The organism is Streptomyces radicis (assembly GCF_003626575.1).
GTDB lineage: Bacteria > Actinomycetota > Actinomycetes > Streptomycetales > Streptomycetaceae > Streptomyces > Streptomyces radicis.
This window is the reverse complement of the sequence record NZ_RBDY01000039.1, coordinates 22,342-47,738: the sequence shown is the minus strand read 5'-3', so window position 1 is coordinate 47,738 and position 25,397 is coordinate 22,342. Positions and strand designations below refer to the sequence as shown.

The window sequence follows — 25,397 nt, the reverse complement described above, 5'->3', positions numbered from 1 at the left end:
TGCACGTCCATGACCCCGCCTCCGTCATCACTCTGGGTAATCACTCCACTCCGGTATACGGCACCGGCAAGCCCATCCGCCAGGCCCGCCCGATCGATTCACTCGTTCGAGCGATAATCGAAAACTTGCTTTCCTCGCGGCGCAACTCCCAGGCAGGATGGGGTGCATGAGCTGGAGTGTCACCCGTGATCTCGATGTGTTCCTGGCCGCCGCCGGGGCGTTCCTCCACGCTCGGTCCGCCGAGCACTCCGTGCAGCTCACCGTGCTGGACACGCTCCGTATGCGCGGCCTCCGCTTCTACGGCGGGCCGCCGTTGTTCGGATGGTGGCTGGGGGAGGGCGGCGCGGTCGGGGGCGCGCTGCTGCGTACCCCGCCGCACCCGTTCCACCTGACCGCGCTGCCCGCCCAAGCGGTGGCGCCCCTGGCCGAGTTGATCGCCGGGGCCGAGGACCGCCCGGACGCCGTGGAGCTGGTCCAGCGGAACGCCGCGGCGTTCGCAGCCGCCTGGCCCGGGGAGATACGTGCGGGCCGCGCCTCACGCCTCCATCGGCTCGAGGCCCTCGAGCCACCCGAGCCGGCTCCCCCGGGGCGCGTCAGGACGGCCACCCCGGCCGACCGCGAGCTGCTGATCGCCTGGGGAGAGGCGTTCACCCGCGAGGCCGGGGGCAGCGCGGGCGACACCGCCGCGCTGGTGGACGACCGGCTGAGTCATGAGGGGTTCGCGCTCTGGGAGCGCGAGGAGGGCGCGCCCGTCTCCGTCGCCTCCATCACCCGCCGCGTCGCCGGGTCGGTGCGCGTCTCCTATGTGTACACCCCGTCCGAGCACCGGCGTCGGGGCTACGCCGCCGCGGTCACCGCCGCCATCAGTGCGCGGGCACAAGAGGAAGGGGCCCGCGAGGTGGTCCTCTTCACCGACCTCGCGAACCCCACGAGCAACGAGATATACCGCCGCATCGGGTACCGGCCCGTCCTCGACCGGCTGGCGCTGCACCCCTCCTGACCGGCGGGCGCCGGTCTCCGGGCGCCCCGCTCTCCCGACGCTCCGTCAGGGACGCGCGCACCCGACGCCCATGCGCCCGGGCGCCGCCGCCTCACACGAAGGGCGCCAGCGCCAGATAGGGCAGGCTGCCCGCGAGCAGTCCGGCGAAGACCACGGTGGCCGCCCTGGCTCCCGGGCCCTCGCGGTGCCGGGCGAGCACCCCGGTGGCCACGAGCCCCAGGGCGCCGAGGAGCAGCTCGTACAGCACGAAGAGCGGTGACGCGAGCACCGCCAGGACACAGGTCACGCCGAACAGCACGAGGGTGTGCCGACGGCTCTTGTTGTCCAGCCGATTGTCCAGCCTGTTGTCCAGCGCATGGTCCATGACGGAACTCCTCACCGCAGCCGGGTGTTTACCGGTCCTTTGATCGTCATCCCCCGGATGACCACCAGTCATGCGGCCTGTGGACGCCCTCTGGTGTCCATGCGGCCGACCGAGGATTATGGGCGCGTCCAACGTTGCCCCTGTCATGCACACGCCTCGGCGTCCCTATGTCATGTGCATGCCATCATCGGTCACGAGTGAGGGAGATTCGACATGGCCTGTTCCTCGAACGCGCTGTGGGCGGGTGAGACCACGTGGTTCTGTTGTGGCGCCGCCTGGGGCCCCTGTGGCTCCGCGGGCGGCGGCGCCTGCGGCAACTGCGCCTCCGCCGCCAACCACGGCGCCTGGCCCAACGCGTCGCAGGCGTGCTGGGACATCACCCGGCCCGACCTGTGCGGCGAGGGCGGCATACCGCGCCGCGGCTGCGGCTCGGTGATGAACGTCACCCACCAGTGCTCCGGCGCGACCGTCTGCATCACCATCACCGACTGCGGCCCCCGCACCCGCAGCTTCTGCGGCGAGCAGAGCTGCTGCGGCGGCTCCTGCCGGATCAACCGCGTGCTCGACCTCACGCCCGCGGCGTTCACGGCCATCGGCAGCCTCGACTCGGGCGTGCTGCCCGTCCTCATCACCGAGTGAAACGGCAGGAGCGGACACCATGACCCCCACACGCACCTCGCCCGCCCGCCGCAGCTTCCTGGCCTCCGCCGCCCTCGGAGGCGCCACCATCGTGGGCGCCTCCGCGCTCGGCGCCCTCGACGCCGACGCGGCCTTCGCCGCCCCCGCCCCCTCCCTCGACCCGGCGGTCACGCGGACCTCGTTCGCCGAGGGCCGGATCGGCGCCGTCAAGGGGAGCGTTCTCCATGTGGCGGGCTCCCGCGGCGAGACGCACCGGATCCAGCTGACCAACGCCACCAGCGTCTGGAAGGCTCGCCCCACCACCGCCGACGCCATCGAGGTCGGCGACGGACTCTACGCGCGCGGAGTCGAGATGCCGGACGGCGCGATCGCCGCCGACGCGGTCTGGGTCAACATCGTCAACCTCTACACCACCATCCGCGGCATCCAGCGCGACCGCCTCCATCTTTCGCACGGCGGCCACGAGTTGGTCGCCCGAACGATCCCCGAGACGGCCGCCTCCTACGCGGGTGGCGCGCTGACGTCCGACCTGTCACGCCTCCGCATCGGACAGCCGGCGCAGGTTCTCGGCGCCTGGCGCCCCGCGGACAACTCCATCGACCTGGTCCGCGTCACGGTCGGCCACTGACGGGGGAGCGCGGATGTTCTCGCTGATCGCCACCGTGTCGCCGCTCCTCCTCGCGGGCCTGCTCGGCTGGACCGGGCTGGCCAAGCTGCGCAGCAGAAGCCTGCTCGCCCAGGCCGGAAGGACCGCGCTGCCCCGGCTGGTGCGCGGCCCGCGCCGGGCGGCCCACGTGCTGCGGGCCTCGGGCGCGGCCGAAGTCGCGCTCGCCGCCGCCCTGGTGGCCGCCCCGGAGGCCACCGCCCCGGCCGTCGGCACGGCGCTCATCGGGGTGGCGTTCCTGGTCTACCTCGGCGCGGCCAAGGCCGTCGCCCCCGAGTCCTCCTGCGGCTGCACGGCGAACGACACGCAGCCCGTCACATGGCGGTCGTTCGCCAGGGCGGGCTTCGTCGCCGGGGGAGGGGTCGTCGCGCTCGGCGCCGACGAGCCCTGGTGGTCCACGTTGGCCGACCGGCCGCTCCCGGCGTTGGCCCTGCTGGCCGCGGGCGCGACCGCGTTGGCCTACCTGTCCGGCGGGCCCGTCGCCTTCCGGCGGCTGCGGCTGCGCCTCCTGGGCAACCCCCTGTCCCGCGACGCCCGTTCCGGGGGCCCGCACCGCGTCCCGGTCGCCGCCTCGGTCGAGCTGCTCGAGCGCTCCCTGGCGTGGGAGACGGTCTCGCCGCTCATCAGGTCCGGCCTGGTCGAGCACTGGGACGAGGACGGCTGGCGGTTCCTGCACTACACCGGCGCCCGCGGGTCCGAGGGCGGGGACCGGCCGGTCTCCGTGCTGTTCGCCATGGACGCCACCGCCCACCTGGACCGCCCGGCGGGGCAGGCGATCCGGGTGAGCGTCGTCGACCAGGAGACCGAGGAGGTTCTCCCGGTCACCGCCTGACCAGGCGTCACCCCACCCCCGAACGCGCCGACCGAACGCGCCACGACGGCGCACGGTGGACGCGGCGGACCTCCGCCCGCCGCGTCCACCACACCACACCCCGCGTCCGTGCCGCGGCATCCGCGCCCCCGCACGCGCCCCCACCGGGCCCCGCGCGCCCCGTCTCAGATGTTGCGGAACGTCTCGATCTGCGCCCCCACGGAGTTGAGCCGCTCGGCCAGATCCTCGTAACCTCGGTTGATCACATACACGTTCCGCAGGACGGACGTGCCCTCCGCCGCCATCATCGCCAGCAGCACCACCACCGCGGGACGCAGCGCCGGTGGGCACATCATCTCGGCCGCCCGCCACCGGGTCGGCCCCTCGACCAGCACCCGGTGCGGGTCGAGCAGCTGGAGCCGCCCACCCAGCCGGTTGAGATCGGTCAGATAGATGGCGCGGTTGTCGTAGACCCAGTCATGGATGAGCGTCGACCCGTGTGCCGAGGCGGCGATGGCCGCGAAGAAGGGGGTGTTGTCGATGTTGAGGCCGGGGAACGGCATCGGGTGGATCTTGTCCATCGGCGCCTCCAGCTTGGAGGGCCTGACGGTGAGATCCGCCAGCCGCGTGCGGCCGTTGTCCGCCGGGTACTCCGAGCCGAGGTCGTGGTCGAGGCCCATGCCCTCGAGGACGGCCAGCTCGATCTCGAGGAACTCCACGGGCACCCGGCGGATCGTGAGCTGCGACTCGGTGACCACCGCGGCCGCGATCAGGCTCATCGCCTCGACCGGGTCCTCCGAGGGGGAGTAGTCCACGTCCCGGTCGATCTCGGGAACGCCGTGCACGGTCAACGTGGTGGTGCCCACGCCCTCCACCCGCACGCCCAGCTGCTCGAGGAAGAAGCAGAGGTCCTGGACCATGTAGTTCGACGAGGCGTTCCTGATGACGGTGACGCCGTCGTGCCGCGCGGCGGCCAGCAGGGCGTTCTCCGTCACGGTGTCCCCGCGCTCGGTCAGGACGATGGGCCGCTCGGGCGTGATCTGCCGGTTCACCGTGGCGTGGTACATGCCCTCGGTCGCGGTGACCTCGAGTCCGAAGCGCCGCAGCGCCATCATGTGCGGCTCGACCGTGCGCGTCCCCAGATCGCAACCGCCCGCGTAGGGGATCTTGAACCGGTCCATGCGGTGCAGCAGCGGCCCCATGAACATGATGATGCTGCGCGTGCGCCGCGCCGCCTCCAGATCGATGGCGTCGAGGTTCAGCTCGGCGGGGGTGACGATCTCGAGGTCGGCCCCCTCGTTGATCCACCGGCTGCGCACGCCGATCGAGCTGAGGACTTCCAGGATGCGGAAGACCTCCTCGATCCGCGCGACCCGGCGCAGCACGGTGCGCCCGGAGTTCAGCAGGGTGGCGCAGAGCAGGGCGACACAGGCGTTCTTGCTTGTCTTGACGTCGATGCTGCCGTGCAGACGGCGCCCCCCGACCACCCGCAAGTGCATCGGCCCCGCGTATCCCAGCGAGACGATCTCGCTGTCGAGGGCCTCGCCGATGCGGGCGATCATCTCAAGGCTGATGTTCTGATTCCCCCGCTCGATGCGGTTGACCGCGCTCTGGCTGGTCCCGAGTGCTTCCGCCAGCTGGACCTGGGTCCAGCCACGATGTTGACGTGCGTCCCGAATGAGCTGTCCGATCCGGGCGAGGTAGTCGTCGATCATGTGTCCGAGCTTATCTCACATATGAGATGAGGCTCGACGGGTTGGGCCGTTGGGGTGACGACACGCCGATGCGTCGGCGTGTCGCACCACGCACACCGGCCGGTCGAGCCTCGCGCCCCGGCCCGTCGCGGCACGCGCCCCGCCCGCGCGCCCCGACCGCGACCCCGCGCCACCCCCACCGCGCCGCCACACGGCGGTCGCACACCGCATGGGTTAGAATTATCTCGACATCGAGATATCTGGTGGTTGCGCACGCATGCGCGACTTCGTGTGGTGAAGGAGACGGTCGTGTCGGCGAACAGCTTCGACGCCCGCAGCACCTTGCGGGTGGGCGACGAGTCGTACGAGATCTTTCGGCTGGACAAGGTGGAGGGCTCTGCCCGACTGCCCTACAGCCTGAAGGTCCTGCTGGAGAACCTCCTGCGGACCGAGGACGGCGCGAACATCACGGCCGATCACATCCGGGCCCTGGGCGGCTGGGACGCGAGCGCGCAGCCGAGCCAGGAGATCCAGTTCACGCCGGCGCGCGTCATCATGCAGGACTTCACCGGCGTGCCCTGTGTCGTGGACCTCGCCACCATGCGCGAAGCCGTGCAGGAGCTGGGCGGCGACGCCTCGCGCATCAACCCCCTCGCCCCCGCCGAGCTGGTCATCGACCACTCCGTCATCGCCGACAAGTTCGGTACCGCGCAGGCGTTCCAGCAGAATGTCGAGCTGGAGTACGGGCGGAACCGCGAGCGGTACCAGTTCCTGCGGTGGGGCCAGACCGCGTTCGACGAGTTCAAGGTCGTCCCGCCCGGCACCGGCATCGTCCACCAGGTCAACATCGAGCACCTGGCCCGCACCGTCATGGTCCGTGGCGGCCAGGCGTACCCCGACACCCTCGTCGGCACCGACTCGCACACCACGATGGTCAACGGCCTCGGCGTCCTCGGCTGGGGCGTCGGCGGGATCGAGGCCGAGGCCGCGATGCTCGGCCAGCCGGTCTCCATGCTGATCCCGCGCGTGGTCGGCTTCAAGCTCACGGGCGAGCTGCCCACCGGCACCACCGCCACCGACCTGGTGCTGACCATCACCGAGATGCTGCGCAAGCACGGTGTGGTCGGCAAGTTCGTGGAGTTCTACGGCGACGGCGTGGCCGCCGTCCCGCTGGCCAACCGCGCCACGATCGGGAACATGTCGCCGGAGTTCGGCTCGACCGCCGCGATCTTCCCCATCGACGCCGAGACGGTCAACTACCTGAGGCTCACGGGCCGCGACGAGCAGCAGCTCGCTCTCGTCGAGGCGTACACCAAGGCGCAGGGCCTCTGGCACGACCCGGCGCGCGAGCCGGAGTTCTCGGAGTACCTCGAGCTCGACCTCGCCACCGTCGTCCCCTCCATCGCGGGCCCCAAGCGCCCCCAGGACCGCATCGCGCTGAGCGACGCCGCGCGCAGGTTCACCGAGGACGTCCGCGCCTACGTCCAGGACAACGACCTGGACGAGGCGGGCAAGGAGTCCTTCCCCGCGTCCGACGCCCCCGCCGTGAGCAACGGCGTGCCCACGCGTCAGGTCACCGTCACGACGCCCGAGGGCGCGACGTTCGAGCTCGACCACGGCGCCGTCACCGTCGCCGCGATCACCTCGTGCACCAACACCTCCAACCCCTCGGTCATGGTCGGCGCCGCGCTGCTGGCCAAGAAGGCCGTCGAGCGTGGCCTGAGCCGCAAGCCGTGGGTCAAGACCACGCTGGCGCCCGGCTCCAAGGTCGTCATGGACTACTACGACCGCGCGGGCCTGACCCCGTACCTCGACAAGCTGGGGTTCAATCTCGTCGGCTACGGCTGCACCACCTGCATCGGCAACTCCGGGCCCTTGCCCGACGAGATCTCCCAGGCGGTCAACGAGAACGACCTCGCCGTCGTCTCCGTCCTCTCCGGCAACCGGAACTTCGAGGGCCGCATCAACCCCGACGTCAAGATGAACTACCTGGCCTCCCCGCCGCTCGTCGTCGCCTACGCCCTCGCGGGCTCGATGAAGGTGGACATCACCGCCGAGCCGCTCGGCGCCGACCAGGACGGCAAGCCGGTCTACCTGCGGGACATCTGGCCCACCGAGCAGGAGATCGAGGACGTCGTCGCCTCGGCCATCGGCCAGGAGATGTTCGGGCAGAGCTACGCCGACGTCTTCGCGGGCGACGCCCAGTGGAACTCCCTGCCGATCCCGACCGGTTCGGTCTTCGAGTGGGACCCGGAGTCCACCTACGTCCGCAAGCCCCCGTACTTCGACGGCATGACCCCCGACCCGGTCCCGGTGACCGACATCGAGGGCGCCAGGGTGCTGGCCAAGCTCGGCGACTCGGTCACCACCGACCACATCTCGCCCGCCGGCGCCATCAAGGCCGACACCCCCGCGGGCCGCTACCTCACCGAGCACGGCGTGGAGCGGCGCGACTTCAACTCCTACGGCTCCCGCCGCGGGAACCACGAGGTCATGATCCGCGGCACGTTCGCCAACATCCGGCTGCGCAACCAGATCGCGCCCGGCACCGAGGGCGGCTACACCAGGGACTTCACGCGGGACGACGCGCCGGTGTCGTTCATCTACGACGCCTCCCAGCACTACCAGGAGGCAGGCATCCCGCTGGTCGTCCTGGCGGGCAAGGAGTACGGCTCGGGCTCCTCGCGCGACTGGGCCGCCAAGGGCACCGCGCTGCTTGGCGTCCGCGCCGTGATCGCCGAGTCCTACGAGCGCATCCACCGCTCGAACCTCATCGGCATGGGCGTCCTGCCGCTCCAGTACCCGGCCGGGCAGCGCGCCGCCGACTTCGGCCTCACCGGCGACGAGACGTTCTCGATCGCCGGGGTCACCGCGCTCAACGACGGCGGCGTCCCCGAGACCGTCAAGGTGACCACCGACACGGGCGTGGAGTTCGACGCCACGGTCCGCATCGACACCCCTGGCGAGGCGGACTACTACCGCAACGGCGGCATCATGCAGTACGTCCTGCGCTCGCTGCTGCGCGGGTGACCCACGCCGTCGGCGTGTGGTGAGAGACCACGGATCCGCCCCGGGCGCACGACGCCCGGGGCGGACGTGCGTCGTGCGCCCCGTGTGTCGTCCAGATCTCAACTCGGGAAAGTCTCTTCGCGTTCCTGGTCCGTGATCTTCCCCGCCCGCGACGAGTGGACTATACCTGTCGGGGATCCGGCGGCCATCCACCGCCCGTATCCCTCAGAAGGCGAGGACGCGCACATGCATTCCGGTCCGTACCTCAACCGCCGCACTCTCATGCGGAGATCCGCCGCCGCGGGCCTCCTCTCCCTCCCGGCCGTCGGCGCGCTCACCTCCTGTGCGAGCGGTGGCGGCGACAACGAAGAGGTCGAGCGCGGCGAGGCCACCGAGAACAACCCCTTCGGGGTCAACGCCGACGCCGAGCTCGAAGTCGTCATCTTCGACGGCGGGTTCGGCGACCAGTACGCCCTGGACGCCGAGGAGATCTACTCCGGCAGCTACGGCTCCGTCGAGCACTCGAAGACGCAGGAGATCCAGTCGAGGCTCCAGCCGCGCATGGTGCAGGGCGACCCGCCCGACGTCATCAACAACTCCGGCGCCGAGGCGATGGACATCGCCGCCCTGATCCGCAACGACCAGGTGTACGACCTGACCGAGCTGCTCGACGCGCCCTCGCTCGACGACCCCGACGTGACCGTGCGCGACACGCTCATGCCGGGCGTCATCGAGATGGGCCAGTTCGGCAGCGAGACGATGTGGCGCCTCAACTACGCGTACACCGTCTACGGCCAGTGGTACTCCCAGACGGCGCTCGACCGCCTCGAGGTCGAATATCCGCGCACCTGGGACGAGATGATCGCGGTCTGCGAGAAGGCCAGGCAGCAGGGCATCGCGGGCTGGACCTACGCGGGCCAGTACCCGTACTACTTCAACTTCACGCTCTACCCCTTCATCGGCAAGATCGGCGGCGCCGACGTCCTGCGCGCCATCGACAACCTGGAGCCCAACGCCTGGCGCCACGACGCCGTGCGCGCCGCCTTCGAGGCGTACCACGAGCTGACCGCGCGCGGCTTCGTCCTCCAGGGCAGCCCGGGACTCAGCCACGAGGAGTCCCAGGACGAGTGGAACCAGTACAACGCGCTGTTCATACCCAATGGTTCATGGGTCGAGAACGAGTCGCGCGAGAACACGCCCGACGACTTCAGGATGGCCGTGGGCCCGCCCACCAGCCTGGACTCCTCCGACGCGATGCCGTTCGAGACGCTGTGGGCCAGCGGCAGCGAGCCGTTCTTCGTCCCGGCGCAGGCGCCCAACGCGCCGGGCGGGCTCGAGTTCCTCCGGATCATGCTGGGCCGGGAGTCCGCCAGGAACTTCACCAGCCTGGTCTCCTCCCTCACCGCCGTGCGCGGCGCCTCCGACGGCATGGACCTGCCCCCCGGGCTCACCAGCGCCTCCGAGGTGCTGGCCGCCGCGGGCGACAACCTCCTCCTCCCGCGGCTGCCCGACTGGTACCGGCAGCTCAACAACGAGGAGATCGGCGGCGCCATCGCCGCGATGATGGCCGGCGACATCGAGCCCGACGAGGCGATCAACCGCTGTCAGCAGGCGGCGGACGCCACGGCGCAGGACGACTCGATCCAGAAGTTCCAGCACGTCTGAGGGCCGGGGTGACCCGGGGGAGGGGCGGTATGGAAGCCCACCAGAGAGAGCGGACGGGCGCGAGCCCGCCCGCGAGCACCACACTGCTTGCGGTGGCGTTCTTCCTGCCGCCCCGCTTCACCCCGGAGCGGGTGCGGTACGACCGGCGGTACAGAAAGCTCGACCAGTACCGGTTCATATCGTGGTTCCTCGCCGCGCCGCTGCTGATCTACGCGCTCTTCGTGATCTCGCCGTTCGTCCAGGCCTTCTTCTACTCGCTGACCGACTGGTCGGGGAACTCGGCGACCTACAACTTCACGGGGTTCGACAACTACGAACGCCTCTGGAACGACGACAAGTTCCGCGAGGCCCTGGGCAACAGCGTGCTGCTGCTCGTGCTCGCCCCGCTGATCACGCTGGCGCTCGGCCTGTTCTTCGCGTTCATGCTCAACGCCGGGGGCAGGCACCGCAAGAACCAGGCGATCTCCGGGGTGTTCGGCTCCAGCTTCTACAAGATCGTCTACTTCTTCCCCCAGGTGCTGTCCATCGCGATCGTCGCCGTCATCTGGGCGCGCATCTACAGCCCGCGCAGCGGCGCGCTCAACGAGGGCCTCGGCGTCGTCGGCCTCGACTCCTGGCGCCAGGAGGACTGGCTCGGCGGCGACCTGGCCATCTGGTGCGTCCTCGCGGTGCTGTGCTGGTCGTTCGTCGGCTTCTACGTCGTGCTGTTCTCGGCCGCGATGAGCGCGATCCCCAGGGAGATCTACGAGGCGTCCCTGCTGGACGGCGCCGGGCGGGCCACCACGTTCTTCCGGATCACCTTCCCGCTCACCTGGGAGACCATCAGAACGGGCTGGATCTACATGGGGATCCAGGCCCTCGACGCCTTCGCGCTGGTCAACATCATGGTGCCGGAGCACGGCATGGACGTCATCCCGAGCTATCTCTACGAGAAGGCCATCAGGGACGCCCAGGCCGGCTATGCCACGGCGATCGGCGTCGTCCTCTTCCTTGTGACCCTGGTCTTCTCGGTGCTGATGATGCGCCTGGGCCGACGGGATCGGATCGAGTTCTGAGCACCCATGATCGGGGAGTCTTCCACATGAGCGACACGAGCGAGCAGAAGCAGGGCGCGTCCGGCGACAGGACCGGCGGCGTGCTCAACGTCTTCGCGCATTCCTTCCTTGTGGTGTGGGTGTTCATGGCCGCCGCGCCCCTGGTCTGGGTGGTGATCTCGAGCATCAGGCCCCACTCCGACCTGGTCTCCGAGCCGTTCGGCCTGCCCACGGGCTTCGAGTGGGACAACTTCACCAACGCCTGGACCAACGCGGACATCGGCCGGTACACCCTCAACTCGCTGATCGTCCTCGCCGGTTCGCTGACCGGGACGATGCTTCTCGGCTCGATGGCGGCCTATGTGCTGGCCCGTTTCAGCTTCCGGGGAAACCGGGTCATCCACACGCTGTTCGTGGGCGGGATGATGTTCCCGGTCTTCCTCGCCCTGGTGCCGCTGTTCTTCATCCTCAACAATTTCGGGCTGCTGAACACCCGCCAGGGACTCATCGTCGTCTATATCGCCTATTCGCTTCCGTTCACCATCTTCTTCCTTGTCGCCTTCTTCCGAACGCTGCCCACCGGCGTTCAGGAAGCGGCGACACTCGACGGCGCCTCGCACACCAGGACGTTCTTCCAGATCATGATGCCGATGGCCAGGCCAGGGCTCATCAGCATCGGGATCTTCAACTTCCTCGGCCAGTGGAACCAGTTCGTGCTGCCCCGCGTGCTCAACGTCGGCTCCCCCGACGACGCCGTGCTGCCCCAGGGGCTGGCCGCGCTCATGGTCCAGCAGGGCTACGAGGGCGACTGGGGCGCGCTCTACGCGGGCGTGACCATGGCGATGCTGCCGGTCCTCGTCGTCTATGTGACCTTCCAACGCCAGGTCCAGAGCGGTCTCACCGCGGGAGCCGTGCGGTGACGCGCCCCTCACGCCCCACGGCCGCGACGCGACCACAGCACCGTCACCGACGGGCACCGACCAGGCGCGGACAGGCGTGAACGGGCGCCGGCGCTCGCGTGCCGGCGCACCCTGATCGCGTGCAAGCGGTTTCCCGGCTGTTCTCCCCCCGCAGCTCTTCAGTTCATATAGTGGGCCCGGCGCCGTCTCCCATCGCTGTCGGGACGGTCGGCGGGCCCATCGTGGTGCCCGCCCGGCAGCGGTGGAAAGAGCGCGACGGAAGTGGAGGGAGCCGTGGAGACTCCAGGGTCGCAGTCCTCGCTGCACCGGGCCAACCTGGAGCGCGTCGTGCGGGCCGTGCGCGCCGCGGGGTCGCTGACCCAGGCGGACATAGCCCGCGGCACGGGGCTGTCCGCGGCGACGGTGTCCAACATCGTTCGGGAGTTGAAGGAGCTCGGAACGGTCGAGGTCCGCACGACCTCGGCCGGCGGGCGGCGCGCGCGCAGCGTCTCGCTGTCGAGCGACGCGGGCATCGTGGTGGGCGTGGACTTCGGCCACAGCCACCTGCGCGTCGCCGTCGGGAACCTCGCCCACCAGGTGCTCGCCGAGGAGGCCGAGCCGTTCGACGTGGACGCGTCGGCCGACCAGGGCTTCGACCGCGCCGAGAAGCTGGTCGGCAGGCTGCTCACGGTGGCCGGGGTCGACCGCGCCAAGATCATCGGGATCGGCCTCGGCGTGCCGGGGCCCATCGACGTGGAGACGGGGGCGCTCGGCTCGACGGCCATACTGCCGGGCTGGCGCGGGACCAACCCACGCGAGGAGCTGGCCGCGCGGACCGGCGTGCGGGTCCATGTCGACAACGACGCGAACCTCGGCGCGCTCGGCGAGTTCGTGTGGGGCAGCGGCCGGGGCGCGGGCGACCTCGCCTACATCAAGGTGGCGAGCGGCGTCGGCGCGGGCCTCGTGATCAACGGCCAGATCTACCGGGGCCCCGGCGGCACCGCGGGCGAGATAGGGCACATCACCCTGGACGAGTCGGGGCCCGTGTGCCGCTGCGGCAACCGAGGCTGCCTCGAGACGTTCACCGCCGCCCGCCACGTCCTCCCGCTGCTGCTCGCCAGCCACGGACCCGACCTCACGATGCAGCGCGTGGTCCAGCTCGCGCGCGACGGCGACCCCGGCTGCCGCCGCGTGATCGCCGACATCGGCCGCCACATCGGCACCGGCGTCGCCCAGCTGTGCAACCTGCTCAATCCCAGCCGGGTCGTCCTCGGCGGCGACCTCGCCGAGGCGGGCGAGATCGCCCTGACCCCGATCCGCGAGTCGGTCTCCCGCTACGCCATACCGAGCGCGGCCCGCCAGCTCTCCCTCGTCCCCGGCGCCCTCGGCGGCCGGGCCGAGGTCCTCGGCGCGCTCGCCCTGGTGCTGCGCGAGATGGGCGACGGGATGCTCCTCGGCCCGGCCCGCGGCGCCGCGTCCTCCGCTCGTTGAACGGTCAAGAAGTAAACGCGCAGAACGGGAAGCAACCGCTCATGACCCCACAGTCAACCGCCCGCTTTTAGGCCCCGATAACGATTCGGCGATTCTTCTCTTCAGCTGTAAGAGAAGGTATCGATTTGGTTGAATCTGGATTTATGTATTGACGCCAAGAAGCGAGCGGAGTTAGCTCGTCGCCGACCCACGGCCGCGAAGCGGCGGTCCTACCGGGAGGCAGAGCCGAACTATGCGTCAAAAACTGCGACTTGTCGCCATGGGAGCCACATCCATAGCTCTGGCGGTGGCCCTCGCCGCCTGTGGTGAGGCCGGTGGCGGGGACGACAACGGGAACGAGGGAGAGGGAAACGGCGAGAGCGGCGGCAGCATCGGTCTGCTGCTGCCCGATGACGTGACGACGCGGTACGAGACGTTCGACCGCCCGTACATCGAGGCCAAGATCCAAGAGCTCTGCGCCGACTGCGAGGTCCAGTACTCCAACGCGGGCAACGACACCAACGCCCAGAAGCAGCAGTTCGACGCGCTGCTCACCCAGGGCGTCGACGTGATCATCCTGGACGCGGTGGACTCCGCGGCCACCGCGGACTGGGTGGCCGACGCCGAGGCCGAGGGCGTTCCCGTCATTGCCTACGACCGGCTCGCCGAGGGCAACGTCGAGGCGTACATCAGCTACGACAACGAGCGCGTCGGCGAGCTCCAGGGGCAGACCCTCGTCGACTCGCTCGGCGGTGTGACCGACCCCCGCGTCGTCATGATCAACGGGGCGCCCACCGACCCCAACGCCGGGATGTTCAAGTCCGGCGCCCACTCGGTGCTCGACGGCGCCGCCGACATCGTCTTCGAGCAGGACGTCGAGGAGTGGGACGGCGGCATCGCCAACGAGGAGATGACCGCGGCGATCGACTCCCTCGGGGCCGACGGCTTCGACGGCGTCTACGTGGCCAACGACGGCATGGCCGCCGGTGTGATCACCGCCCTGAACTCCGCCGGTATCACCGGGCTCCCGGTCGGCGGCCAGGACGCCGAGCTCGCGGGCCTCCAGCGCATCGTCAGCGGCGAGCAGACCTTCACCATCTACAAGGCGCTCCGCCCGCAGGCCGAGACCACCGCCGAGGTGGCCGTCGCCCTGCTGCGCGGCGAGGACTTCGCCGACCTGACCCCCGACAGCGTGGACAGCCCGACCAACGAGGGCATCCCCAGCACGCTGCTCGACCCGGTCGCCGTCACCGCGGACAACATCGCCGACACCGTCATCGCGGACGAGTTCTACACGGTCGAGCAGATCTGCACCGCCGACTACGCCCAGGCGTGCCAGGAAGCCGGCCTCAGCTGATTCGCCGCACACCTTCCCCCGGAGCCGTCCCTCGCCCATGACGGACGGCCCCGGGGGCCATTCCTTGTAAGGAGGTTCGGTTGACCGCCGCACCCGTTCTCTCGCTGAGCGGCGTCTCCAAGCGTTTCGGCGCCGTGCAGGCGCTCACGGACGTCGATCTGGAGATCCGCCCCGGCGAGGTCACCGCCCTGGTGGGCGACAACGGAGCCGGGAAGTCCACCCTGGTCAAGACGATCGCCGGGGTCCACCCCATCGACTCCGGGACGATCCACTGGAAGGGCAAGCCCGTCAGGATCGCCCGCCCCCACGACGCCCAGGACCTCGGCATCGCGACCGTGTACCAGGACCTCGCCCTGTGCGACAACCTGGACGTCGTCGCCAACCTCTACCTGGGCAACGAGATCCGCCGCCGCGGCGTCCTCGACCCGGTCACCATGGAGCGCCGCGCCCGCGACCTGCTCGACACCCTGTCCATCAGGATCCCCAGCGTCCGCATCCCCGTCGCCTCGCTCTCCGGCGGCCAGCGCCAGGTCGTCGCGATCGCCCGCGCGCTGATCGGCTCGCCCGAGGTCGTCATCCTCGACGAGCCCACCGCCGCGCTCGGCGTCGAGCAGACCGCGCAGGTGCTCGACCTGGTCGAGCGCCTCAGGGGCCGCGGCCTCGCGCTCATCCTGATCAGCCACAACATGGCCGACGTCCAGGCGGTGGCCGACCGGGTCGCCGTGCTGCGCCTCGGCCGCAACAACGGCGTCTTCCCCGTGGCCACCACGTCGGGCGAGGAGATCATCGCCGCGATCACCGGAGCGGCCGACAACGCCGTCTCCCGCCGCAGGAGCCGCGCGGTCCCCGCCCAGGCGACCCCCGCGGCCGACGCGGAGGACACCACCGCGGACGCGCCGGAGGAGGCCCCGTGAGCGACACACAGAAGGACGTCGTGAGCGACGCCGACGCACAGCCCCAGGCGCCGGGCGAGCAGCTCGCGCCCGACCCCAGGCTGCTCGTCCGCGAGCGCGGACTGATGGGCTACGTCGAGGACTTCCGCCGCAGGATCCGTGGCGGCGAGCTCGGCTCGATCCCCGTGGTGATCGGACTGATCATCATCGCGATCGTCTTCGAGGCCCAGACCGGCACGTTCATGACCCCGCGCAACCTGTCCAACATCTCCGTCTACATCGCGGGCCCCGGCATCATGGCCGTCGGCATCGTGCTGGTCCTGCTGCTCGGCGAGATCGACCTGTCGATCGGCTCGGTGGCGGGCCTGTCCGCCGCCATCTGGGCGGTGCTCTCCGTGACCCACGGCGTCGACGACGTCGTGTCGATCCTGCTCGCGATCGCCGCGGGCGCCGCCGTCGGCACCGTCCACGGGGTGTTCTTCGCCAAGGTCGGGGTGCCCGCGTTCGTCGTCACCCTGGCCGGGTTCCTCGGCTGGAGCGGCGTGCAGATCTGGGTGATGGGCGAGGAAGGCACCATCAACATCCCGCGCGACAGCTGGGTGAGGGACTTCACGGACTTCTACTTCAGCGACATCTCGGCCGCCTACACGCTGGCCGCGCTGATCACCGCGGGGTATGTCCTGCTGTCCTGGCGCCACGAACGCCGCCGCGCCGAGGCCCAGTTGGCCGCCCGGCCGCTCACCGAGATCCTGATCCGCGGCGGGCTGGTGGCGTTGATCTCGTTCGTCACGGCCTACACGCTCAACCAGCACCGCGGACTGCCGCTCGCGCTCGTGCTCTTCCTCGCCGTGCTGCTGCTCGCCGACTTCATGGTCCGCCGCACCACCTACGGGCGGCAGATCTTCGCGGTCGGCGGCAACGCCGAGGCGGCCCGCCGCGCGGGCATCAACGTCGCCCGCGTCCGGCTCACGGTCTTCACCATCGCCGGCGCCCTCGCGGCGTTCGGCGGCCTGTTCCTCGCGGGACAGGGCGGTGGCGCATCCAAGAGCCTGGGCTCGGGCAACCTGCTGATGAACGTCATCGCCGCCGCCGTCATCGGCGGGACGAGCCTCTTCGGCGGGCGCGGCTGGATCTGGTCGGCCCTGCTGGGCACGCTGGTGATCCAGTCGATCACCTCGGGCCTGAACCTGATGAACATGTCCGCCGAGATCCAGTACATGATCACAGGCGCCGTCCTCCTGATCGCGGTGGTGCTCGACTCGGTCTCCCGGCGAACCCAACGAACCGCCGGGCGAACATGACCGGTCAGTGACCGGCCTGGGCTGCGTCATGCGGCCCAGGCCGTCGACCGCTGGTGACGTATCTCGCAACCTGGGACCCTGGGCGTTCCACCCGGAACACTAAACTCGTCGAACAGCCGCCATGAGCCCCGAACGCAAGGAGGAACGGTGCCGCTGCTCACCCGTATCCAGGGACCGCGCGATCTCGACCGGCTCACCCCCGATCAACTGACCGAGCTGGCCGGGGACATCCGCTCCTTCCTCATCGACGCGGTCTCGCGGACCGGGGGGCACCTCGGCCCCAACCTCGGCGTCGTCGAGCTGACGATCGCCCTGCACCGCGTCTTCGACTCACCCCGCGACCGCATCCTGTGGGACACCGGACACCAGTCCTACGTCCACAAGCTCCTGACGGGGCGCAAGGACTTCTCCGCGCTGCGCTCCAGGGGCGGGCTCGCCGGCTACCCCTCGCGCGCCGAGTCCGAGCACGACGTGATCGAGAACAGCCACGCCTCCACCGTCCTCGGCTGGGCCGACGGCCTCGCCAAGGCCAACCAACTGCGCGGCGTCGACGACCACGTGGTGGCCGTCACCGGCGACGGCGCGCTCACCGGCGGCATGGCGTGGGAGGCGATGAACAACATCGCCGCGGGCAAGGACCGCCCCCTGGTCATCGTCGTCAACGACAACGAGCGCTCCTACTCGCCGACCATCGGAGGGCTGGCCAACCACCTGGCCACCCTGCGCACCACCGACGGGTACGAGCGCTTCCTGGCCCGCGGCAAGCAGATGCTCAACAGGACCCCCGTCGTCGGCCGCCCCCTCTACGGCACGCTGCACGGCGCCAAGAAGGGGCTCAAGGACGCCATCGCCCCCCAGGGCATGTTCGAGGACCTCGGCCTCAAGTACGTCGGCCCCATCGACGGCCACGACATCCAGGCCCTGGAGTCCGCCCTCCAGCGCGCCAAGCGCTTCGGCGGCCCGGTCATCGTCCACTGCCTCACCGAGAAGGGCCGCGGCTACCGGCCCGCGCGCGAGGACGAGGCCGACCAGTTCCACTCGGTGGGCGTCATCCACCCCGACACCGGGCTGCCCGTCTCCGAGTCACGCGCCGACTGGACGTCCGTCTTCGGCGAGGAGATCCTCAAGCTCGGCCGCGAGCGCGAGGACATCGTCGCCATCACCGCCGCCATGCTCCGCCCCGTCGGACTCCAGTCCTTCGCCGAGGAGTTCCCCGACCGGGTCTACGACGTCGGCATCGCCGAGCAGCACGGCGCCGTCTCCGCCGCGGGCCTCGCCACCGGCGGGCTGCACCCGGTCTTCGCCGTCTACGCCACGTTCCTCAACCGCGCCTTCGACCAGCTGCTGATGGATGTCGCCCTGCACCGCTGTGGAGTGACGTTTGTGCTCGACCGCGCGGGCATCACCGGGCCCGACGGCGCCTCGCACCACGGCATGTGGGACATGTCGATCCTCCAGTGCGTCCCCGGGCTGCGCCTCGCCGCGCCCCGCGACGCCGAGCAGCTGCGCGCCCAGCTGCGCGAGGCCGTCGAGGTCGAGGACGCCCCCACCGTCGTGCGGTACTCCAAGGGCAAGGTCGGCGTCACCGTCCCCTCCGTCGGCACGGTGGGCGGCATGGACGTGCTGCGCGAGGCGGGCGCCGAGCAGCCCGACGTGCTGCTGGTCTCCGTGGGCGCGCTCGCCCCGCTCTGCCTCGAGGCGGCCGAGCTGCTCGACCGCCAGGGCATCACCACGACCGTCGTGGACCCCCGCTGGGTCCTGCCGGTGGACGCCGAGCTGCCCAAGCTCGCCGCCGAGCACCGCGTCGTGGTCACCGTCGAGGACAACAGCCGCGCGGGCGGCGTCGGCTCGGCCGTCGCGCAGGCCCTGCGCGACGCCGAAGTGGACGTCCCCCTGCGGGACTTCGGCATCCCGCCGCGCTTCATCCCCCATGCCACCCGCGAGGAGATCCTGGCCGAGATCGGCCTCACGGCCCCCGACATCGCCCGCCAGGTCACCGGCCTGGTGGCGCGCATCGACGGTCGTTACGACACCGCCCATCTCACCAGCGACTGACAGGGCCGGCGCCCGGCGGGAGGGTCGCGGCGTGCCCGCGCACCTCCCGCCCCCCGTTGCGGCGCCGGCCCGTCCCCGGGCCGCCGCCGCTCAGCCCTGCTCCTGCGCCGCCGACATGTCCATCCACATGACCTCCCAGTGGTGCCCGTCGGGGTCGAGGAAGCTGCGGCCGTACATGTAGCCGTGGTCCTGCGTCTCCGCCGCGGGCGACCCGCCCGACGCCAGCGCCCGGTCCACCAGCTCGTCGACCTGCTCGCGGCTGTCGGCGCTCAGCGTGAGAATCGCCTCGACGCTCACCGAGGAATCCGCGATCTGCCTGTGGGTGAACGTCTTGAAGAACGGCTCGACCAGCAGCATCGCGTAAATGTTGTCGCTGATCACCAGACACCTGGCGTTCTCGTCGCTGAACTGCGGATCGAAGGAATAGCCGAGCTTGGTGAAGAACTCCTTGGAGCGCTCCAGGTACTTCACCGGAAGATTGACGAAGATCTTGGTCGACATGCGGGTCGTGTCCTCTCGTTGATCCGGCTCCGTGTGCGGCCGTCACATCGATAGACCCCCGCCCCCCGCCGAACTCATCGCTCCCCGAGCCGTGACTTCTCGAAGCCGGGGAGAGGTGAAGACATGAAGACATGGAGACATGGGAGCGCCCCACTCGCCCGAGGGCGAGCGGGGCACCCCGCACCGTCACGTCCGCGCGATCACCCGGGGACGCTGGCCACGCCCTGGGTCAGGAAGCGCTTCCCGCGCACCCGTTGCGCGATCCCCTCGCGGTCCAGGTAGGGCGTGATCCCGCCCAGGTGGAACGGCCAGCCCGCGCCGCTGATCAGGCACAGGTCGATGTCCCTCGCGTCGGCCACCACGCCCTCGTCCAGCATCAGGCCGATCTCCTCCGCGATCGCGTCGAGCGCCCTGGCCCTGACCTGCTCCTCGGACAGCACCGTCGAGCCGACCTCGAACAGCGCGGCCACCTCGGGGTCGAGCTCAGGCTTGCCCGAGTCGTGGACGTACAGCGCGCGCTTGCCCGCCGCGACGACCCGGCCGAGGTTCGCCGAGACGGAGAAGCGGTCCGGGTACGCCTCGTGCAGCGTGCCCGCCACATGGTGCGCCACGGCAGGGCCGACCAGGTCGAGCAGCACGATCGGCGTCATCGGCAGCCCGAGCGGCGCCAGCGCCCGGTCGGCGACCTCGACGGGGGTGCCCTCGTCGATCGAGCTCAGCACCTCGCCCATGAAGCGGGTCAGCACTCGGTTCACCACGAACGCCGGGGCGTCCTTGACCAGCACCGCCGACTTCTTCAGCTTCTTGGCCACCCCGAACGCCGTGGCGAGCGCCGCGTCGTCGGTCGCGGTGCCCCGCACGATCTCGAGCAGCGGCAGCACCGCCACGGGGTTGAAGAAGTGGAAGCCGATCACCCGCTCGGGGTGGGCGAGGCCCTCGGCCATCGCCGAGACGGAGAGCGAGGAGGTGTTGGTCGCCAGGATGGCGTGCTCGGGAACGATCCCCTCGAGCTCGCCGAACACCTGCCGCTTGACGGCCAGCTCCTCGAAGACCGCCTCGATCACGAAGTCCGCGTCGCCGAACGCCGCCGCCCGGTCGAGCGAGCCGGTCACCGCGGCCTTCAGGCGGTTCGCCTTGTCCTGGCCGACGCGGCCCTTGAGCAGCAGCATGTCGATCTGCTCATGGACCCAGCGCACGCCCTTGTCGACGCGCTCCTGGTCGATGTCGGTGAGCACGACGGGCACGTCGAGGCGCCGCGCGAACAGCAGCGCCAGCTGCGAGGCCATCAGCCCCGCGCCCACGATGCCGACCTTGGTCACCGGGCGGGCCAGCGACGTGTCGGGCGCGCCCGCGGGCCGCTTGGCCCTGCGCTGCACGAGGTCGAAGGCGTACAGGCCGCTGCGCAGCTCGTCGCCCATGATCAGGTCGGCGAGCGCCCGGTCCTCCGCGGCGAAGCCCTCGCGCAGGTCGCCGTCGCGCGCCGATGAGATGATGTCGAGCGCCCGGTACGCCGCGGGCGCGGCGCCATGCACCTTCTCGTCCGCGATCGAACGGCCACGGGCGATGGCCTGGTCCCACGCCTCGCCCCGGTCGGGCGGCTGCCTGACCACCTCCAACTCGCCGCGCAGCACGGCCGACGCCCACCGCAGCGACTGCTCGAGGAAGTCGGCCGCCTCGAAGATGGCGTCCGCGATCCCCAGCTCGTAGACCTGGGGGCCCTTCACCATGCGGTTCTGGCTCAGGGCGTTCTCGATGATGACCGTCACCGCGCGGTCCGCGCCGATCAGGTTGGGCAGCAGCGTGCAGCCGCCCCAGCCCGGCACCAGGCCGAGGAACACCTCGGGCAGCGCGAACGCCGCGGCCGACGCCGAGACCGTGCGATAGGTGCAGTGCAGCCCCACCTCGACGCCGCCGCCCATGGCCGCGCCGTTGTAGAAGGTGAACGTGGGCACCGCGAGCCCGGCGAGCCGCCTGAAGACGTCGTGCCCGCCCACGCCGATGGCCAGCGCCTCGTCGCGCTTCTCGATGACCTCGACGCCCTTGAGGTCGGCGCCCACCGCGAACACGAAGGGCTTGCCGGTGAGGCCGACCCCGACGATCTCGCCTCGGTCCGCCTCGGCGGCGACCTGGTCGATCGCCTCGTCGAGGCTCACCAGCGAACGCGGCCCGAACGTCGTCGGCTTGGTGTGGTCGAAGCCGTTGTCCAGGGTGATCAGCGCGAACCGCCCACCCCCGTCCGGCAGATCGAGATGCCGCACCCGCGCCTCGGTGACGACCTCGGACGGGAACCGCTCGGCGGCCCCCTTCAACAGCTCAGCCGCGCTGCTCACTTGCCCTCCCAGTGGGGGTTCTCCCAGATGACGGTGGCGCCCATGCCGAAGCCCACGCACATCGTCGTCAGGCCGTAGCGGACGTGCGGCTGGTCCTCGAACTGCCGGGCGAGCTGCGTCATCAGCCGCACCCCCGAGGACGCCAGCGGGTGGCCGTAGGCGATCGCGCCGCCGTACTGGTTCACCCGGGGGTCGTCGTCCGCGATCCCGTAGTGGTCGAGGAACGCCAACACCTGGATGGCGAACGCCTCGTTGATCTCGAACAGGCCGATGTCGCCGATCGAAAGACCCGCCCTGGCCAGCGCCTTCTCCGTGGCGGGCACCGGGCCGTAGCCCATCACCTCGGGCTCGACCCCCGCGAACGCGTAGGTCACAAGGCGCATCTTCGCCGGGAGGCCAAGCTCGGCCGCCACCGCGCTGTCCGCGATGACCGAGGCCGTGGCCCCGTCGTTCAGCCCCGCGGAATTCCCCGCGGTGACCCGGCCGTGCGGCCGGAACGGCGTCTTCAGCCCGGCCAGCCCCTCGAGCGTGGTGCCGGGGCGCATCGGCTCGTCCGCGGTCGCCAGGCCCCACCCGGTCTCGCCGCCCTCGGGGCTGGTGCGCCGGACCGCGATCGGCACCAGGTCGGGCTGGATCCGCGCGTCGGCGTACGCCTTGGCCGCCTTCTCCTGGCTGCGCAGCGCGTAGGCGTCGGCCCGCTCCCGCGTGAGGTGGGGGAAGCGGTCGTGCAGATTCTCGGCCGTCATCCCCATGAAGAGCGCGGACTCGTCCACCAGCTTCTCGGAGACGAAGCGGGGGTTGGGGTCGACGCCCTCGCCCATCGGGTGGCGGCCCATGTGCTCGACGCCGCCCGCGATCACCACGTCCCCGGCGCCGAACGCGATCCCGCCCGCCGCCGTCGTGACGGCGGTCAACGCCCCGGCGCACATGCGGTCGATGGAATATCCGGGAACGCTCTCCGGCAGCCCGGCGAGGATCGCCGCCGTCCTGCCCAGGGTCAGCCCCTGGTCCCCGATCTGCGTGGTGGCCGCCACGGCCACGTCGTCCACGCGGTCAGGCGGCAGCTGCGGATTGCGGCGCAGCAGCTCGCGGATGCACTTGATGACCAGGTCATCGGCGCGGGTCTCGTGATAGATCCCCTTCGGCCCCGCCTTGCCGAACGGGGTGCGGACGCCGTCGACGAAGACGACCTCCCTGACGGTACGCGGCACGATGCTTCTCCTCCACGCCGAGACAGATGCGGTCCACGACCCATGCTACCCGCCGGTAACCCGGTCGCAAGGGGAGACGGCCGAGGAGACGGGGGAGGAGGCCCCGGGGGAGGCCGCGAGGGGCGGCGCCGGAACGCCCGCCCGGATCAGACCCCTTCGGCGTCGGCCCGCAGGGCCGTGGCGAGCGGCTCGGCCGTCTGCGCGATCTGCCACTCCCTGGCCCCGAGGCCGCGCAGCGCCTCGGCCACCGCGTCGGGCGCGGGCTCGGCCGGCGGCTCCCAGCACAGCCGCCGCACCACGTCGGGTGCCAGAAGGTTCTCCTGGGGGAGGCTCAGCTCCTCGGCGCGTGACGTCACCGTCGACCTGGCCGCGGAAAGCCGCGCCGCGGCGGCCGGGTCCTTCTCCGCCCACGCCCGGGGCGGCGGCGGCCCGCTGGCGGGCTGCCCCGGCTGCGGCAGCTCGGCCTCGGGGAGCGCCTTGGCCCGGTCGACGGCCGACTGCCAGTGCTGGAGCTGGCGGCGGCCCATCCGGTGGCCGAAGCCGTGCAGCGTCGCGAGCGTCCGCCAGTCGTGGGGCGACGCCTGCGCGGCGGCGATGATCGCCGCGTCCGAGAGCACCTTGCCTGGCGAGAGATCGCGCTTCCTCGCCACCTCGTCCCTGGCGGCCCACAGCTCCCTGACCACCGCGAGCTGGCGGCGGCGGCGCACCTTGTGCACCCCCGACGTGCGGCGCCACGGGTCCTTGCGCGGCGGCGGCGGGGGAGCGGCGACGATCGCCGCGAACTCCTCGAGGGCCCACTCGAGCTTGCCCTGCCTGGCCAGCTCGTCCTCCAGGGCGTTCCTCAGGTCGACCAGCAGCTCCACGTCGAGCGCGGCATAGCGCAGCCACGGCTCGGGGAGCGGGCGGCTCGACCAGTCGACGGCGGAGTGACCTTTCTCCAGGCTGAACCCCAGCACCGTCTCCACCATCACGCCGAGCCCGACCCGCGCGAACCCGGCGAGCCGCCCGGCCAGCTCGGTGTCGAACAGCCGGGTCGGCAGCATGCCTATGTCCCGCAGGCACGGCAGATCCTGGGTGGCCGCGTGCAGCACCCACTCCGCGTCGGCCAGCACCCGCCCGAGCGCCGACAGGTCGGGGCAGGCGACGGGATCGATCAGCGCCGTCCCCGCCCCCTCGCGTCTCAGCTGCACCAGATACGCCCGCTGCCCGTACCGGTAGCCCGAGGCGCGCTCCGCGTCGACCGCGACCGGGCCCCGCCCCGCGGCGAACGCCTCGACCACGGCCTGGAGCGTCTCGACGTCCGCGGTGACCGGCGGTACGCCCTCCCGCGGAGCCAGCAGGGGGACCGGCGCCGGACCCGACGGCTCGGGGGTAACGACTCCGGTGACTGCTTCGGCGGTTTGCTGGGCGTCGGTCACCTGTCAAGGGTAACTGTTGGGCTCACACATGTGACCTGGGGTGATGTCGGGGTCACGCGGCACGCCCGTGCCCTGACACCACAAACCCCCGGTACCCGCGCGAAGCGGGCACCGGGGGCGTGGCCGAGCCCGGTGGAGGAGGACGGGGCTCAGGGGACGGGGCTCGAGGGGTTCTCGATCGTTTCTCGATGGGTTTCTCGGTGGATTCCTCAGTGGATGATGCCGGTGCGCAGTGCGACGGCGACCATGCCGGCGCGGTCGCCCGTGCCCAGCTTGCGGGCGATGCGGGCCAGGTGGCTCTTGACGGTGAGGGCGGAGAGCCCCATGGAGACGCCGATCGCCTTGTTGGACTGGCCCTCGGCCACCAGGCGCAGCACCTCGACCTCGCGCCCCGAGAGCTCCCGGTATCCGCCCTGGTGGGCCGGGCCGCCCGGCTGGCGGCGGTGCATCCGGGACGCGGCGCCGATGTGCGCGGCGCCGTGCCGGGTGGGTGGACCGAGGTTGTTGCGGGTGCCGGTGACGACGTAGCCCTTGACGCCACCGGCCAGGGCGTTGCGGACGGCGCCGATGTCGTCGGCGGCGGAGAGCGCCAGGCCGTTGGGCCAGCCCGCCGCCCTGGTCTCCGACAGCAGGGTCAGCCCCGAGCCGTCGGGGAGATGGACGTCGGCCACGCAGATGTCCCGAGGATTCGCGACGCGGGGCCGCGCCTCGGCGATGGACGACGCCTCGATCACATCCCGCACGCCGAGGGCCCACAGATGGCGGGTCACGGTGGAACGGACCCGGGGGTCGGCCACGACGACCATGGCGGTGGGCTTGTTGGGGCGGTAGGCGACGAGGCTTGTGGGGTGCTCAAGAAGAACAGACACCGGGCCTCCCGGGTGGGATGGGGGACGGACGGAACCGACTCCGGGGGAGGAGTCGGGGCGATCCGGATGGAAGGGTCACTGACTCCTTCGGCACGAAGTCCCGACGCCTTTAGGGAATGATCACGAACCGGTGATCCGGCATATAAAAAAAGAGAGATACAGCCGTGACCTGCGACGACATCGAAACCTGGACAACATGGATCGATTCGACGC

At 70.9% G+C, this 25,397-nt stretch carries 20 protein-coding genes; 13 read left to right on the top strand and 7 right to left on the bottom strand.

Annotated elements, in window-relative coordinates:
* The first annotated feature begins 166 nt into the window (after window positions 1-166).
* Window positions 167-1,000: a GNAT family N-acetyltransferase gene (locus D7318_RS29440; protein ID WP_120700292.1), complete on the top strand. Its 834-nt coding sequence runs from the start codon at window positions 167-169 to the stop codon at window positions 998-1,000.
* A 91-nt stretch (window positions 1,001-1,091) separates the two neighbouring features.
* On the opposite strand, the gene D7318_RS29435 is transcribed toward D7318_RS29440, so the two are convergent.
* Window positions 1,092-1,364, bottom strand: coding sequence for a hypothetical protein (locus tag D7318_RS29435; RefSeq protein ID WP_120700291.1), 273 nt, complete (start codon window positions 1,362-1,364; stop codon window positions 1,092-1,094).
* Window positions 1,365-1,577: 213 nt separating this feature from the next.
* On the opposite strand from D7318_RS29435, the gene D7318_RS29430 reads away from it, so the two are divergent.
* Genes D7318_RS29430 through D7318_RS29420 form a run of 3 tightly spaced genes read left to right on the top strand, consistent with a single transcriptional unit; the run spans window position 1,578 to window position 3,499 of the window.
* Entirely contained in the window at window positions 1,578-2,003 is a 426-nt protein-coding gene (locus D7318_RS29430; protein ID WP_113685961.1) for an RlpA-like double-psi beta-barrel domain-containing protein, read from the top strand.
* Window positions 2,004-2,022: 19 nt separating this feature from the next.
* A complete protein-coding gene (locus tag D7318_RS29425) occupies window positions 2,023-2,631 on the top strand; it encodes a cell wall protein (protein ID WP_120700290.1) in 609 nt (202 codons plus the stop codon).
* A gap of 13 nt (window positions 2,632-2,644) precedes the next feature.
* Complete coding sequence (locus D7318_RS29420; protein ID WP_230424215.1) at window positions 2,645-3,499, top strand: MauE/DoxX family redox-associated membrane protein; 855 nt, start codon at window positions 2,645-2,647, stop codon at window positions 3,497-3,499.
* Between the two features lie 164 nt (window positions 3,500-3,663).
* Here the strand turns inward: D7318_RS29420 and D7318_RS29415 are convergent, their stop codons facing one another.
* A complete protein-coding gene (locus D7318_RS29415) occupies window positions 3,664-5,193 on the bottom strand; it encodes a helix-turn-helix domain-containing protein (RefSeq protein WP_120700289.1) in 1,530 nt (509 codons plus the stop codon).
* Window positions 5,194-5,481: 288 nt separating this feature from the next.
* On the opposite strand from D7318_RS29415, the gene acnA reads away from it, so the two are divergent.
* The 9 genes from acnA to dxs all read left to right on the top strand — a co-directional run bounded on the left by acnA (window position 5,482) and on the right by dxs (window position 18,855).
* Entirely contained in the window at window positions 5,482-8,202 is a 2,721-nt protein-coding gene (acnA, locus tag D7318_RS29410) for an aconitate hydratase AcnA (RefSeq protein WP_120700288.1), read from the top strand.
* A gap of 225 nt (window positions 8,203-8,427) precedes the next feature.
* The gene (ngcE, locus tag D7318_RS29405) at window positions 8,428-9,846 is read left to right on the top strand and encodes an N-acetylglucosamine/diacetylchitobiose ABC transporter substrate-binding protein (protein WP_120700287.1); all 1,419 of its coding nucleotides are present in this window, start codon (window positions 8,428-8,430) and stop codon (window positions 9,844-9,846) included.
* A 29-nt stretch (window positions 9,847-9,875) separates the two neighbouring features.
* Window positions 9,876-10,901: a carbohydrate ABC transporter permease gene (locus tag D7318_RS29400; RefSeq protein WP_120700286.1), complete on the top strand. Its 1,026-nt coding sequence runs from the start codon at window positions 9,876-9,878 to the stop codon at window positions 10,899-10,901.
* Between the two features lie 26 nt (window positions 10,902-10,927).
* Window positions 10,928-11,800: a carbohydrate ABC transporter permease gene (locus D7318_RS29395; RefSeq protein WP_120700285.1), complete on the top strand. Its 873-nt coding sequence runs from the start codon at window positions 10,928-10,930 to the stop codon at window positions 11,798-11,800.
* 273 nt (window positions 11,801-12,073) lie between these two features.
* Window positions 12,074-13,270 (top strand): ROK family transcriptional regulator, encoded by a 1,197-nt coding sequence (locus D7318_RS29390; protein WP_113685981.1) that lies wholly within the window; start codon window positions 12,074-12,076, stop codon window positions 13,268-13,270.
* A 232-nt stretch (window positions 13,271-13,502) separates the two neighbouring features.
* A complete protein-coding gene (locus D7318_RS29385; protein WP_120700284.1) occupies window positions 13,503-14,606 on the top strand; it encodes a sugar ABC transporter substrate-binding protein in 1,104 nt (367 codons plus the stop codon).
* Window positions 14,607-14,686: 80 nt separating this feature from the next.
* The gene (locus tag D7318_RS29380; RefSeq protein ID WP_230424212.1) at window positions 14,687-15,520 is read left to right on the top strand and encodes an ATP-binding cassette domain-containing protein; all 834 of its coding nucleotides are present in this window, start codon (window positions 14,687-14,689) and stop codon (window positions 15,518-15,520) included.
* Window positions 15,517-16,800 (top strand): sugar ABC transporter permease, encoded by a 1,284-nt coding sequence (locus D7318_RS29375; protein WP_408055555.1) that lies wholly within the window; start codon window positions 15,517-15,519, stop codon window positions 16,798-16,800. The genes D7318_RS29380 and D7318_RS29375 overlap by 4 nt, the downstream gene beginning before the upstream one ends.
* A 147-nt stretch (window positions 16,801-16,947) precedes the next feature.
* Window positions 16,948-18,855, top strand: a complete 1,908-nt coding sequence (gene dxs, locus D7318_RS29370) for a 1-deoxy-D-xylulose-5-phosphate synthase (protein WP_120700283.1) — start codon at window positions 16,948-16,950, stop codon at window positions 18,853-18,855.
* Window positions 18,856-18,945: 90 nt separating this feature from the next.
* On the opposite strand, the gene D7318_RS29365 is transcribed toward dxs, so the two are convergent.
* From D7318_RS29365 to D7318_RS29345, 5 genes are all read right to left on the bottom strand, one after another.
* Entirely contained in the window at window positions 18,946-19,356 is a 411-nt protein-coding gene (locus D7318_RS29365) for a VOC family protein (protein ID WP_120700282.1), read from the bottom strand.
* Window positions 19,357-19,556: 200 nt separating this feature from the next.
* The gene (locus tag D7318_RS29360; RefSeq protein WP_120700281.1) at window positions 19,557-21,686 is read right to left on the bottom strand and encodes a 3-hydroxyacyl-CoA dehydrogenase NAD-binding domain-containing protein; all 2,130 of its coding nucleotides are present in this window, start codon (window positions 21,684-21,686) and stop codon (window positions 19,557-19,559) included.
* Window positions 21,683-22,897, bottom strand: a complete 1,215-nt coding sequence (locus tag D7318_RS29355; RefSeq protein ID WP_120700280.1) for a thiolase family protein — start codon at window positions 22,895-22,897, stop codon at window positions 21,683-21,685. The genes D7318_RS29360 and D7318_RS29355 overlap by 4 nt, the downstream gene beginning before the upstream one ends.
* A 146-nt stretch (window positions 22,898-23,043) precedes the next feature.
* Window positions 23,044-24,315: an HRDC domain-containing protein gene (locus D7318_RS29350; protein WP_120700279.1), complete on the bottom strand. Its 1,272-nt coding sequence runs from the start codon at window positions 24,313-24,315 to the stop codon at window positions 23,044-23,046.
* Window positions 24,316-24,524: 209 nt separating this feature from the next.
* Complete coding sequence (locus D7318_RS29345; RefSeq protein ID WP_113685988.1) at window positions 24,525-25,184, bottom strand: response regulator transcription factor; 660 nt, start codon at window positions 25,182-25,184, stop codon at window positions 24,525-24,527.
* Window positions 25,185-25,397 lie beyond the last annotated feature (213 nt).